10 protein-coding genes and 1 pseudogene are annotated in these 12,048 nt (G+C 71.6%); 8 read left to right on the forward strand and 3 right to left on the reverse strand.

What is annotated here, in order from left to right; translation table 11 throughout:
• Nucleotides 1-44: 44 nt before the first annotated feature.
• The 8 genes and pseudogenes from KK087_RS15965 to KK087_RS16000 all read left to right on the forward strand — a co-directional run bounded on the left by KK087_RS15965 (nucleotide 45) and on the right by KK087_RS16000 (nucleotide 8,276).
• On the forward strand, nucleotides 45-887 hold the full coding sequence (locus KK087_RS15965; RefSeq protein WP_214528468.1) for an exodeoxyribonuclease III: 843 nt from the start codon (nucleotides 45-47) through the stop codon (nucleotides 885-887).
• A gap of 41 nt (nucleotides 888-928) precedes the next feature.
• Nucleotides 929-1,939 (forward strand): tryptophan--tRNA ligase, encoded by a 1,011-nt coding sequence (gene trpS / locus KK087_RS15970; RefSeq protein ID WP_214528469.1) that lies wholly within the window; start codon nucleotides 929-931, stop codon nucleotides 1,937-1,939.
• Nucleotides 1,940-1,941: 2 nt separating this feature from the next.
• Nucleotides 1,942-2,496: a GNAT family N-acetyltransferase gene (locus tag KK087_RS15975; protein WP_214566613.1), complete on the forward strand. Its 555-nt coding sequence runs from the start codon at nucleotides 1,942-1,944 to the stop codon at nucleotides 2,494-2,496.
• 91 nt (nucleotides 2,497-2,587) lie between these two features.
• The gene (gene ribD / locus KK087_RS15980) at nucleotides 2,588-3,667 is read left to right on the forward strand and encodes a bifunctional diaminohydroxyphosphoribosylaminopyrimidine deaminase/5-amino-6-(5-phosphoribosylamino)uracil reductase RibD (RefSeq protein ID WP_250901203.1); all 1,080 of its coding nucleotides are present in this window, start codon (nucleotides 2,588-2,590) and stop codon (nucleotides 3,665-3,667) included.
• A gap of 29 nt (nucleotides 3,668-3,696) precedes the next feature.
• Nucleotides 3,697-4,326: pseudogene (gene ribA / locus KK087_RS15985) on the forward strand (GTP cyclohydrolase II); the annotation flags it as partial.
• 217 nt (nucleotides 4,327-4,543) lie between these two features.
• On the forward strand, nucleotides 4,544-5,923 hold the full coding sequence (locus KK087_RS15990) for an MFS transporter (RefSeq protein ID WP_214566619.1): 1,380 nt from the start codon (nucleotides 4,544-4,546) through the stop codon (nucleotides 5,921-5,923).
• 276 nt (nucleotides 5,924-6,199) lie between these two features.
• A complete protein-coding gene (locus KK087_RS15995) occupies nucleotides 6,200-6,415 on the forward strand; it encodes a hypothetical protein (protein WP_092095498.1) in 216 nt (71 codons plus the stop codon).
• A gap of 7 nt (nucleotides 6,416-6,422) precedes the next feature.
• Nucleotides 6,423-8,276: an ABC transporter ATP-binding protein gene (locus tag KK087_RS16000; RefSeq protein WP_214566621.1), complete on the forward strand. Its 1,854-nt coding sequence runs from the start codon at nucleotides 6,423-6,425 to the stop codon at nucleotides 8,274-8,276.
• A 70-nt stretch (nucleotides 8,277-8,346) separates the two neighbouring features.
• Here the strand turns inward: KK087_RS16000 and KK087_RS16005 are convergent, their stop codons facing one another.
• From KK087_RS16005 to dacB, 3 genes are read right to left on the reverse strand one after another with little or no spacing between them, the layout of a single operon-like run.
• Entirely contained in the window at nucleotides 8,347-9,888 is a 1,542-nt protein-coding gene (locus tag KK087_RS16005; protein WP_439647700.1) for an NAD-dependent succinate-semialdehyde dehydrogenase, read from the reverse strand.
• Nucleotides 9,885-10,505, reverse strand: a complete 621-nt coding sequence (locus tag KK087_RS16010; RefSeq protein ID WP_214528478.1) for an isochorismatase family protein — start codon at nucleotides 10,503-10,505, stop codon at nucleotides 9,885-9,887. The genes KK087_RS16005 and KK087_RS16010 overlap by 4 nt, the downstream gene beginning before the upstream one ends.
• 23 nt (nucleotides 10,506-10,528) lie before the next feature.
• A complete protein-coding gene (gene dacB / locus KK087_RS16015) occupies nucleotides 10,529-12,040 on the reverse strand; it encodes a D-alanyl-D-alanine carboxypeptidase/D-alanyl-D-alanine endopeptidase (RefSeq protein WP_214566628.1) in 1,512 nt (503 codons plus the stop codon).
• Between the last annotated feature and the right edge of the window lie 8 nt (nucleotides 12,041-12,048).

Raw genomic sequence — 12,048 nt, forward strand, 5'->3', positions numbered from 1 at the left:
CGGGGCGTCCAGGGCTGTCGGCACCCGCCGATAAGGTGTTCTGCATGACACGCCTGCGCCTCGCATCCGTCAACGTGAACGGCGTCCGCGCCGCCTTCCGCAAGGGGATGGGCGACTGGCTCGCCACCCGTGACGTCGACGTGTTGGCCCTGCAGGAAGTCCGCGCGTCGAGCGACGACCTGGCGGCACTGCTCGGCGACGAGTGGGACATCGTGCACGACCCGGCGACCGCGAAGGGCCGGGCCGGCGTCGCGATCGCATCACGACACTCCGCTCAGATCCACCGCGTCGCGCTGGGCGCCGACGACTTCGACTCCGCCGGCCGCTGGCTCGAGGCCGACTACGAGATCGGCGGCGCGACCGTCACGGTCGTCTCCACCTACGTGCACTCGGGCGAGGTCGACACCCCCAAGCAGGACGAGAAGTGGAAGTTCCTCGACGCGATGACGGAGCGCCTGCCGAAGCTCCGCGAGCACAACCCGCTCGCGGTCGTCGTCGGTGACCTCAACGTCGGGCACGACCAGCGCGACATCAAGAACTGGAAGGGCAACGTCAAGCGTGCGGGCTTCCTGCCGCGCGAGCGTGCCTACTTCTCGCGGTTCTTCGGCGCCGACGGCGAACCGGTCGAGGGTGCCGACGGCTCCACGGGCCCCGGGCTCGGCTGGGTCGACGTCGGTCGCGACCAGGCCGGCGACGTCGACGGCCCGTACACGTGGTGGTCCTGGCGAGGTCAGGCCTTCGACAACGACACCGGCTGGCGCATCGACTACCAGATGGCGACGCCCGACCTGGCCGCCAAGGTCACGGAGTACACGGTCGACCGCGCTGCGGCGTACGACCAGCGATGGTCCGACCACGCCCCCGTGGTCGTCGACTACGAACTCTGACCCCTCTGCTTTCGCTTCACCTGACGCACCGGAGCACCACCATGACCAAGACCCGCATCTTCTCGGGCATCCAGCCGTCCGCCGGCTCGCTGCACCTCGGCAACTACGTCGGGGCGCTCATGCAGTGGAGGACGCTGCTCGACGACTACGACGCCATCTACTGCGTCGTCGACATGCATGCGATCACCTCGCCGCAGGACCCGGCCGAACTCCGCGCGAACACCCGGGCCACCGCGGCCCAGTACATCGCCTCGGGCATCGACCCGTCGAAGGCGACACTGTTCGTGCAGTCCCACGTGCCCGCGCACGCCGAGCTCGCCTGGGTGCTGAACACGCTGACCGGCTTCGGTGAGGCGAGCCGGATGACCCAGTTCAAGGACAAGTCCGCGCGCCAGGGCGCCGAGGCCGCGTCGGTCGGGCTCTTCACCTACCCGATCCTCATGGCCGCGGACATCCTGCTCTACGACACCAGGGTCGTGCCCGTCGGCGATGACCAGCGACAGCACGTCGAGCTCACCCGTGACCTGGCCGGACGCTTCAACTCCCGGTTCGGCGACACCTTCGTCACGCCCGAAGCACGGATCCTGACCGAGACGGCGCGCATCTACGACCTGCAGGACCCGACGAGCAAGATGAGCAAGTCCGCAGCCTCGGACAACGGCCTCATCCGCCTGCTCGACGACCCGAAGCGCACCGCGAAGAAGATCAAGTCGGCCGTGACCGACGCCGAGCGTGAGATCCGGGCCGACCGCCAGACGAAGCCCGGTGTGACGAACCTGCTGTCGATCCTGTCGGCGTTCACCGGCACGTCGATCGCCGCGCTCGAGGAATCGTTCGACGGCAAGGGCTACGGCGACCTGAAGGGCGAGGTCGCCGACGCCGTGGTGGCCGAGCTCGAACCGGTCCGTGCCCGCACGCTCGAACTCCTCGACGACCCGGCGGAACTCGACCGTCTGCTCGCCGTCGGTGCCGACCGTGCCGAGTCGATCGCCCAGGACACCCTGGCCCGCGTCTACGACCGCATCGGGTTCGTCCCGCGGTCGCGCGGCTGACCGTGCAGCCCGTCACGCTCGAGTCGGCCCGGGTCCGGCTCGACCTGCCCACCCCGGCCGACGCCGCGGCGATCACCGAGGCCTGCCAGGATCCGGAGATCGTCCGGTGGACCACCGTGCCGACCCCGTACCGCGAGCAGGACGCCCGCACCTTCGTCGATGCCCTGGTCGGACCGGGGTGGGCCTCGGACCGCGAGTACACCTGGGCGATCCGACCGGCAGGGTCGACGTGGCTCGCGGGCATCATCAGTTACCGCACCGCCGGCCGTGACCTCGGGTTCTGGCTCGCGCCGTCCGCGCGCGGTGCCGGACTCATGCACGACGCCGTCCGGCTCGTGGTCGACTGGGCCATCGAGCAGGGCGCACCCGACGTGTACTGGGAGTGCTACGAGGGCAACAGTGCATCGGCAGCGGTCGCCCGGGCGGCCGGCTTCTCGTACACGGGCCTCGGCGAAGCCCGTGTGCCGGACCGGGACGGTGGCCCGACCACGGCCTGGACGGCGCTGCGACGCGCTGACGGCACGCCTGCCTCCGACCTCCCCTGGCCCGTCGCCTGAACACGCTCACAATCGTGGTGACGTGTCACCCAACCACCGCCGGTAGGCTCGGCCCGTGAGCGACACGGCACGACCCACCGAGGTCCGGGCGATGCGCCGCGGACTCGAACTCGCGGCCCTCGGACCCGTCGTCGGCGATCACGCCCGCGTCGGCGCGGTGATCCTCTCCCCCGACGGCGCCGTCCTCGCCGAAGGCTGGCACAAGGGCGCCGGGACCCCGCACGCCGAGGTCGACGCGATGGCCAAGGTCGACCCGGCACTGCTCCGCGGCGCGACGGCGGTAGTCACCCTCGAACCCTGCAACCACGTCGGCCGCACGGGTCCCTGCGCCGTGGCGCTGCTCGAGGCCGGGGTCGCCCGGGTCGTGTACGCCATCGACGACCCCGGAGCCGACGTGCACGGCGGTGCCGACCGGCTCCGTGCCGCCGGGGTCCAGGTCGTCTCCGGCGTGCTCGCCGACGAGGCCGAGGCGTTCCTCGAACGCTGGCTGCTCTCGGTCCGGCTCGGCCGACCGTGGGTCACCGTCAAGTGGGCGTCCAGCCTCGACGGCCGCGCAGCCGCTGCCGACGGCACGAGCAAGTGGATCACCGGCGCCGCCGCGCGGCAGCACGTCCACGAACAGCGCTCGGCCCACGACGCGATCCTCGTGGGCACCGGCACCGTCCTCGCCGACGACCCGAGCCTGACCGCGCGCGGGGACGCCGGCGAACTGCTCGCCGACCAGCCGCTCGCCGTGGTGCTCGGAGACCGCCCGGTGCCGGCCGACGCCGCGGTCCGTCGACACCCGCGGGGGCTCGTCACCCTCCCCGGACACGACCTGGCCACCTCGCTCGGCGCCCTGCGCGGACACGGTGTGCACTCGGTGTTCGTCGAGGGCGGGCCGACCGTCGCCTCGGCGCTCATCGCCGCCGGACTCGTCGACGAGTACCTGGTGTACATCGCCCCGGTGCTGCTCGGCGGCCCCCGTGTGGCGCTCGGCGACCTGGGGGTGGGAAGCATCTCCGATCGTCGGCGGTTGGACGTACTATCGACCACCAGCCTCGGCCCCGACCTGCTGGTCCGAGCCCGACCGCAGCGCACGCAGCACCAGAACCAGCAGCAGCAGCAGCAGCAGCACGTGACACCCGGGCTCGGGAACGACGGGCCCACGAACGACCGGAGCACCACATGACCGACGCGCTGACCTCCCCCACGCCGGGGAGCCCGGTCCACTTCGAGGTGTCGACGAACGTGCCGACCACCCACGGCACCTTCCAGATGCGCGCCTACCGTGACCTCGTCACCAGCGCGGAGCACGTCGCGATCATCGGCACGCTGCCCGACGGCTCGTTGCCCACCGACGGCGCGCTCGTCCGCGTGCACTCCGAGTGCCTGACCGGCGAGGCCTTCGGCTCCCTGAAGTGCGAGTGCGGCCCCCAGCTCGACGCCGCACTCGACACGATCGCGGCCGAGGGCGGCGTGGTCGTCTACCTGCGCGGGCAGGAGGGCCGCGGCATCGGGCTCATCAACAAGCTCAAGGCCTACCGCCTGCAGGAGGACGGGCTCGACACCCTCGACGCCAACCTCGCGCTCGGCCTGCCCGCCGACTCCCGCGCGTACGGCGGCGCCGCCGGCATCCTCGCCGACCTCGGCATCACCCGCGTGCGACTGCTGTCGAACAACCCGGAGAAGCGCCGTCAGCTCGAGGAGCACGGCATCACCGTCGACTCGCTCGTCCCGCTCGTCGTCGGCGTCTCGGCGCAGAACGCCGGCTACCTCGACACCAAGCGCGACCGGATGGGCCACCAGCTGCCCGAGCACCTCGAAGCAGGAGCCGGCGCCGGCGCCTGAGCGGGGCCGAACCGGGCACGACAGCGGCCAGCCGACTCTGGGCTGATTCGCAGCCAGGCGACATCTGTCGTATGATCAGGGCTTCCGTCACAAGCGGTCCCCCCTCAGCCGAACGCACCCGATCGGTGCCCGCGCCACCCCGCGCGAACCGATCGGTGTCCGCCGTCCGGATCCCCGTGCTCCCTCCGGAGCACGCACCAGGAGACCCATCCCCGCCATGACCGCCGCCCCGGCACCCGCAACCCCCACCTCAGCTCCGACACCCGCCGGCAACCCGCGCTCGCGCGTCGTCATCGCCAGCCTCGTCGGCACGTCGATCGAGTTCTACGACTTCTACGTCTACGCGACCGCCGCGGTCCTCGTCTTCCCGACGCTGTTCTTCCCGAACGAGGACCCGACGGCCTCGCAGTTGTCCTCGTTCGTCACCTTCGCGCTGGCGTTCTTCGCCCGGCCGATCGGCTCGATCATCTTCGGCCACTTCGGTGACCGCATCGGCCGCAAGACCACCCTCGTCGCGTCGCTGCTCGTGATGGGCACGGCCACGTTCCTGATCGGCTGCCTGCCGACGTTCGACTCGATCGGCATCTGGGCGCCCGTCCTGCTCGCCGTGATGCGATTCGCCCAGGGTGTCGGGCTCGGCGGCGAGTGGTCCGGTGCGGCCCTGCTCGCGACCGAGAACGCGCCGGAGGGCAAGCGCGGCGTGTTCGGCTCGATGCCGCAGCTCGGCGCACCGATCGGCTTCCTGCTGGCCAACGGCCTGTTCATCGCCATCAACGCGGCGATGCCCGCCGGCGCCGACGGCACCCCGAACGCCGACTTCCAGGCCTGGGGCTGGCGCATCCCGTTCCTGCTCTCCGCCGTGCTCGTCATCGTCGGCCTCTACGTGCGCTTCAAGCTCGTCGAGTCGCCGGTGTTCCGCGGTGTGCAGGAGTCCGGCACGGTGGCCAAGGTCCCGCTCGGCCGGGTGTTCCGCACGTCGTGGAAGGCCGTCATCGTCGGCACCTTCGGCATGGTCGCCACCTACGTGCTCTTCTACTTCATGACGACGTTCACCCTGTCGTACGGCACGACCGGTGCCGAGGCAGGCCCGCTCGTGCCGAAGATCGGCCTGGGCTACACGCGTGGCGAGTTCCTGACCCTGCTCATGATCGGCGTCGTGTTCTTCGGCATCTTCACGCCGATCGCCGGCCTGCTCGCCGACAAGTTCGGTCGCCGCAGGACCCTCATCCCGACCACGATCGGCATCGCGCTCTTCGGCCTGACGTTCCAGATCTGGTTCGCCGCGTCGACCGGTCCGATCACGGTCGTGACGTTCCTCATCGTGGGGCTGTCGCTGATGGGGCTGACCTTCGGGCCGATGGGCGCCCTGCTGCCGGAGCTGTTCCCGACCAACGTCCGGTACACCGGCTCGGCGATCGCGTACAACGTCGCGTCGATCCTCGGTGCATCGCTCGCCCCGACGATCGCGTTCGCGCTCTGGCAGCCGGACGGCAACATCTTCCTGGTCGGCCTGTACCTGACGATCGCCGCGGTCGTGACCCTGGTCGCGCTGCTCTTCGTGCGCGAGACGAAGTCGAAGGACATCGCCGACGCCTGATCGGCGACCAGACGCGGGACGGGAGGCCCGGTGCCAGCTGGCACCGGGCCTCCCGTCCGTCGCCTGCCCCCTCCCCGCAACACGGCGCGCAACACGCCGTCGTGTCAGCACGACGCCGCACGCCCGCCGAGACGCCGCCGAATCCGGCGGCGTCTCGCGCGCGTGGCGGCGTCGAACGAAGACGCCGGCGTCTGCGGACCCGATGCAGCGCCCCCGGTGCGAGACGCCGTCAACGCAGGTTGACGGATGTCGGCGCGTCAATGTAGGTTGACATGCATGGACCGACCGACCATCACGAGCCTCGCGGCCGGAGCCTCGGGGGACGACCCGTTCTCCGCACTCGCCAGCGTGCGGGAGCTGCGCCGTGAGCTCGACCGGACCGAAGAGCTCGCTGCGCGACGTGCCCGCAACGCCGGTGCGTCATGGCAGGAGATCGCGACGCTGCTCGGTGTCAGCCGACAGGCAGTGCACAAGAAGTACGGCAGAAACTAGGAGCACGATGAGCTTCCCCTTCGCACGCCCGAAGACCGCCGACGGCCCCCGCGCCACGTTCGGTCGCCTGCTGTCCTACCTGTTCGAGAACAAGCCCGCGATGGTCGTCATCATCGTGCTGAGCGTCCTCGGTGCGGGCGCCTCGCTCGCCCAGCCGCTGCTGGTCAACCAGGTCATCACCGCCGTGCAGCAGGGCAACACGCTCAGCACGCTCGTGTGGCTGCTCGTCGGACTCGTCATCGTCGCCGGTGTCCTGAACGGTGTCCAGCACTTCCTGCTGCAGCGCGCGGGCGAAGGCGTGGTGCTCTCCACGCGACGCAAGCTCATCGCCCGCATCCTCAACCTGCCGATCTCGGAGTTCGACACCCGCCGTACCGGCGACCTGGTGTCCCGCGTCGGCAGCGACACCACGCTCCTCCGTGCCGTCCTGACGCAGGGGCTCATCGAGTCGATCGGCGGGGCGCTCACCTTCATCGGGGCCATCGTGGCGATGGCGGTCATCGACCCGCTGCTGCTCGGCATCGTCATCGTCATCGTCCTCGTCGCCATCGTCGTCGTCGGCGGGCTCAGCCGTCGCATCCGCGTCGCGTCGAAGCGTGCGCAGGAGAAGGTGGGCGACCTCACCGCCGCCGTCGAACGCGGGATCGGCGCGGTCCGCACCATCCGCGCGGCCGGCGCCACCGAGCGCGAGGTGCGCGAGGTCGACGGCCACGCAACCGAGGCCTACGCGCGCGGCCTCGACATCGCCAAGATGTCCGCCTTCGTCGTGCCCGTCGCCAGCATCGTCATGCAGGTCGCGTTCATCGCCGTGCTGGGCGTCGGCGGGGCACAGGTCGCGGCCGGCACCATCACCATCGCGACGCTCATCACGTTCATCCTGCTGCTCTTCATGATGATCATGCCGCTCGGCCAGGCCATGGGTGCAGCGGTGGCCGTCGCCCAGGCGCTCGGCGCGCTCGGCCGGATCGAGGAGATCCTGCACCTGCCGACGGAGTCCGAAGACGACGAGTCGGTCCGGCCCGCCGCGGCCGTCGCCACCGACGACGCCATCGCCTTCGAGCACGTGTCGTTCCGGTACCGCGCCCAGGCGGACGCCTCGGGTGCCGACGGCGCGGTCGCGTCCGACCCCGCGGACCGTCCAGGAGGCCCGGATCACGTCGACGACGAGCGCCCAGCTGACGACGTGGTGCTCCACGACGTGTCGTTCCGGGTGCCCCGCGGCTCACGCGTCGCACTCGTGGGTCCGTCCGGTGCCGGCAAGTCGACGACCCTGGCGCTGATCGAGCGGTTCTACGACCCCACCGACGGCGTCATCCGGCTCGGTGGGATCGACGTCCGCGGGATGGACCGCGACGAGCTCCGCGCCCAGATCGGCTACGTCGAACAGGACGCTCCGGTGCTCGCCGGCACGATCCGCGCGAACCTGCTGCTCGGGTCCCCGAACGCGACCGAGGACGACTGCGTCCGCGTGCTCGAGGCGGTCAACCTCGGCGAGGTCCTGCACCGCGACCCCCGCGGTCTCGACGCCCAGGTCGGCGAGGACGGCGTCATGCTCTCCGGCGGTGAACGGCAGCGCCTGGCCATCGCCCGCGCGCTGCTCGCCGCTCCCCCGATCCTGCTGCTCGACGAGTCGACGTCGTCGCTGGACGGCGTGAACGAGCAGAAGATGCGGCTCGCGATCGACGCCGTCGCCGAGGACCGCACCCTGCTCGTCATCGCTCACCGGCTGTCGACCGTCGTCGACTCCGACGTGATCGTCGTGCTCGAGCACGGCCGGGTCGTCGGCAGCGGCACGCACTCCGAGCTCGTGGAGTCGACGCCGCTCTACCGCGACCTGGCGAAGCACCAGCTGCTCGTGTGAGCGCCGGTACGGCCGCGTGCACCGCGGCCGTACCGACGATCCAGGCTCGGAGTCGGGCTCAGGCTCTGGCTCAGGCGGCGAAGGGGTCCGGCGTGAGCACGTAGACGGTCTCGAGGTACTCCTCGATGCCCTCGTGCGACCCCTCGCGGCCGAGGCCGGAGGACTTCACGCCGCCGAACGGGAACGCCGCATTGGACACGACGCCCGTGTTCAGCCCGAGCATGCCCGTCTCCAGGCGCTCGGCGAGCCGCTGGCCGCGCCGGAAGTCGGTCGTGAAGGCGTAGGCGATGAGGCCGTACTCGGTGTCGTTCGCGAGCCGGACCCCCTCGTCCTCGGTGCGGAACCGCGTCACCGAGGCGACGGGACCGAAGATCTCCGTCGTCAGGATCTCCGAGCCGGGCTGCACGTCGTCGATCACCGTGGGCTCGTAGAACGTGCCCGGCCGGTCCAGCCGGTGTCCACCGGTGACGAGCCGGGCCCCGCGCCCGAGCGCGTCGTCGACGAGTGCCGCGGCCTTGTCGACGGCGCGGTCGTCGATGAGCGGGCCGAGCGTCGTGCCGTCCTCGGTGCCCCGACCGACGCGCAGCGCCTCGACCCGGGCGGTGAGCGACGCGACGAACGCGTCGGCGATGCCGTCCTGCACGAAGAAGCGGTTGGCGGCGGTGCAGGCCTCGCCCGTGTTCCGGAACTTGGCGAGCATCGCAGCGTCGACGGCCGTGTCGAGGTCGGCGTCGTCGAAGACGAGAAGCGGGGCGTTGCCGCCGAGCTCCATGCTCGTCTTGAGCACGTTGTCGGCCGCCTGCTTGAGCAGCGCGGAGCCGACCGGGGTCGAACCCGTGAACGTCAGCTTCCGCAGGCGCGGGTCGGCGATGACCGGCTCGGACAGCCCCTTGGCGTCGCTCGACGGGATCACGTTGAGCACGCCGTCCGGCAGCCCGGCACGACGGAACAGCTCGACCAGGAACAGGGTGGTCAGCGGGGTGAGGTCGGCCGGCTTCGCGACGACCGTGCACCCGGCCGCGAGGGCCGGACCGATCTTCCGGGTCGCCATCGCCAGCGGGAAGTTCCACGGCGTGATCGCGTACACCGGGCCGACCGGGCGCTTCAGCACGATCGCGCGGCCGGTGCCCTCGGGGTTCGTGCGGTAGTCGCCGGTGATGCGGACGGCTTCCTCCGAGAACCAGCGGAGGAACTCACCGCCGTAGACGACCTCGCCGCGGGCCTCGGCCAGGGGCTTGCCCATCTCGAGCGACATCAGCGCCGCGAGGTCGTCGGCGTGCTCGTGGACCAGGTCGAACGCACGACGCAGGATGTCGGAGCGCTCGCGTGGTGCCGTCGCCGCCCAGGAGTCCTGCGCCGCGACCGCCGCGTCGAGGGCGGCGATGCCGTCCTCCGGGGTGGCGTCGGCGACCTCCGCCAGGACCTCACCCGTCGAGGGGTCGCGGACGGCGAAGGTCCCGCCGCTCGACGACGCCCGCCAGGTGCCGCCGATGAACAGGCCGGTGGGGACGCCGTCGACGCGGACGTGGTCGTCCGAGACGGTGGCGACGAGGTCGGCGCCCGCTGCGGCGTCGGCGGTCGTGGTGTCCTCGTTCGTGGTGGTGCTGGTCACAGTCGTGCTCCTCCTGGGTTCGCCAGGCCCTCGTCCATGTCGCTGCGGTCGACGTGACCGCCGGCCGCCCGGATCTCGTCGAGCGCCCGGGCACTGCGCTCGTCGTCGACGCCGGCCACCAGGTCCTCGTAGACGGCGACGTCGAGGCCAGCGGCACGGGCGTCGAGTGCCGAGGCCCGGACACAGTGGTCGGTCGCGATGCCGACGACGTCGATCGTGTGCACGCGGCGCTCGGCCAGCACCTCGGCGAGCGGGACGCCCGCTTCGGTCGCGGCCTGGAACGCCGAGTAGTCCGGGGTGCCCTGGCCCTTGAGGACGTCGACGTCGATCAGTGCGGTGTCGAGGTCCGGGTGGTAGTCGGCACCGGGTGTGCCGGCGACGCAGTGCACCGGCCAGGTGTCGACGAAGTCGGGCCCGTCGGGTCCGGCGAAGTGTCCGCCGTTGTCGTCGTCGCCGTGGTGCCAGTCTCGGGACGCCACGATCAGGTCGTACTCGTCCCCGTGCCGACCGAGGAACGCGGTGATGCGCTCCGCGAGCGCCGCTCCCCCGGCGACCGCGAGCGCACCGCCCTCGGTGAAGTCGTTCTGGACGTCCACGACGAGCAGTGCTCTTGCCATGGGTCCATCCAACACCCGTCGGCTCAGGAGCCGGTGAGCTTGCTCCCGCACGAGTAGGTCGCGGCGGTCACCGCGTCGAGCGCCGGAAGTGCCGCTGCACGCGGCGAACCGATGGCGTAGAAGGCGAAGGTCAACCGGGAGCCGTCGGCCGCGTCGATGTAGCCACCGAGGGTGTTCGCGCTGTCGATCCAGCCGGTCTTCGCGTGCACCTTGCCGCGGGCCACGGCGTTCGCCCCCGTGAACCGGCTGGCCAGGGTGCCGGACTGCCCCGACACGGGCAGGGCGTTCGCGAGCGTCCCCAGGCCCTTCGCGCCGCTGGCGACCTGCACCATGAGGTGGGCGACGAACTCCGGCGAGACGGCGTTCGCAGCGCTCTCGCCGGACCCGTCCTTGATCACGATGCCGGACGGGTCCACACCGTACGAGCGCAGCGCCGACTGGTACACGGACGTGAGGGACGCCGCCGAGCCGTTCGACCCGGACTCCTTCGACGACACCCGGGCGAGCATCTCGGCCAGGGTGTTGTCCGAGTTCGGGATCATCTGCCCGATGAGCGTCGAGACCGGCTGCGAGGACACCGTCGCGATGGTCTCGGTCCCCGTGGTCGCACGCTTCACGATCTGCGCGGAGCCGGCACCCGCGACGCCCGCGTTCGCCAGTGCCGTGCGGAACGCGATTCCGGCGCGGCCGACCGGGTCCTCAGACCGGGGCGAGGTCGCCGCTGCGGGGTTCGCGCGGTCCCCGTCGACCATGAGCGCGGTGACCTCCGGCTGGTACCCGATGGTCCGCTCGGACACGGGCCAGGTGGGGTCCCAGGCGTCGGCGTCGCTCCAGTAGGAGTCGTCGGTCACGATCGTGGTGACCGGGGTGTCCCCGACCTTCGCCTTCACCTGCTGCGCCAGCTGGGCGAGCGTCGGTGCGCCCGGGTAGACCGTGCCACCGCCGGCGGACAGGGTCGCGTCGCCGTGGCCGACCAGGGCGACGGTGTTCGCCGATTCACGCGCGACGGTCGTCGGGATGCGGTGGTCCCCGCCCAGCACCGAGAGCGCTGTCGCCGAGGTGAGGGTCTTCATGACGCTGCCGGTCTGGGCGGCCCGCTCGCCGTGCTTCGAGAACAGGACCTTGCCCGTCTTCGCGTCCATCACGTACCCCTCGAAGTCGCCGAGGCCGCTCGCCGAGGCGGCCGTCGCGATCGAGCAGGTCCGGAGCGCGGACGGGCCGGCCAGGTCCTCCGGCACCGCGCGGGCATCGGCCGACGGTGACGGGGACGGCTTCGTGGCCGGGCGTTTCGTCGTGGTCGCCCGGTCCGGCGACGTCGAGGCGCTCCGGGTCGGCGTCGGTGCGGCGGCCGCGCGGGTGTCGGGGGTGGTGGCCGCGGCGACCGCGACCGCACCGCCGGAACCGACCACGAGGAGCGCCGCGAGGCCGCCGGCGATCCACGGCACCGGTCGCCGCGCAGCCGACGCGCGCGCCGCACCGACGGCGGCGCGGAGTCGCTCGGGCACGGAACGGGGGGTGGGCTGCGGCTCGGACATCGCGACCG

The sequence above is a fragment of the Curtobacterium aurantiacum genome (assembly GCF_018598555.1).
GTDB classification, from domain to species: domain Bacteria; phylum Actinomycetota; class Actinomycetes; order Actinomycetales; family Microbacteriaceae; genus Curtobacterium; species Curtobacterium aurantiacum.

Coding starts and splice junctions, on each gene's coding strand:
- KK087_RS15965 (WP_214528468.1), top strand. CDS start 45: ATGACACGCCTGCGCCTCGCATCCGTCAACGTGAACGGCGTCCGCGCC.
- trpS (WP_214528469.1), top strand. CDS start 929: ATGACCAAGACCCGCATCTTCTCGGGCATCCAGCCGTCCGCCGGCTCG.
- ribD (WP_250901203.1), top strand. CDS start 2,588: ATGCGCCGCGGACTCGAACTCGCGGCCCTCGGACCCGTCGTCGGCGAT.
- KK087_RS15990 (WP_214566619.1), top strand. CDS start 4,544: ATGACCGCCGCCCCGGCACCCGCAACCCCCACCTCAGCTCCGACACCC.
- KK087_RS15995 (WP_092095498.1), top strand. CDS start 6,200: ATGGACCGACCGACCATCACGAGCCTCGCGGCCGGAGCCTCGGGGGAC.
- KK087_RS16000 (WP_214566621.1), top strand. CDS start 6,423: ATGAGCTTCCCCTTCGCACGCCCGAAGACCGCCGACGGCCCCCGCGCC.
- KK087_RS16010 (WP_214528478.1), bottom strand. CDS start 10,505: ATGGCAAGAGCACTGCTCGTCGTGGACGTCCAGAACGACTTCACCGAG.
- dacB (WP_214566628.1), bottom strand. CDS start 12,040: ATGTCCGAGCCGCAGCCCACCCCCCGTTCCGTGCCCGAGCGACTCCGC.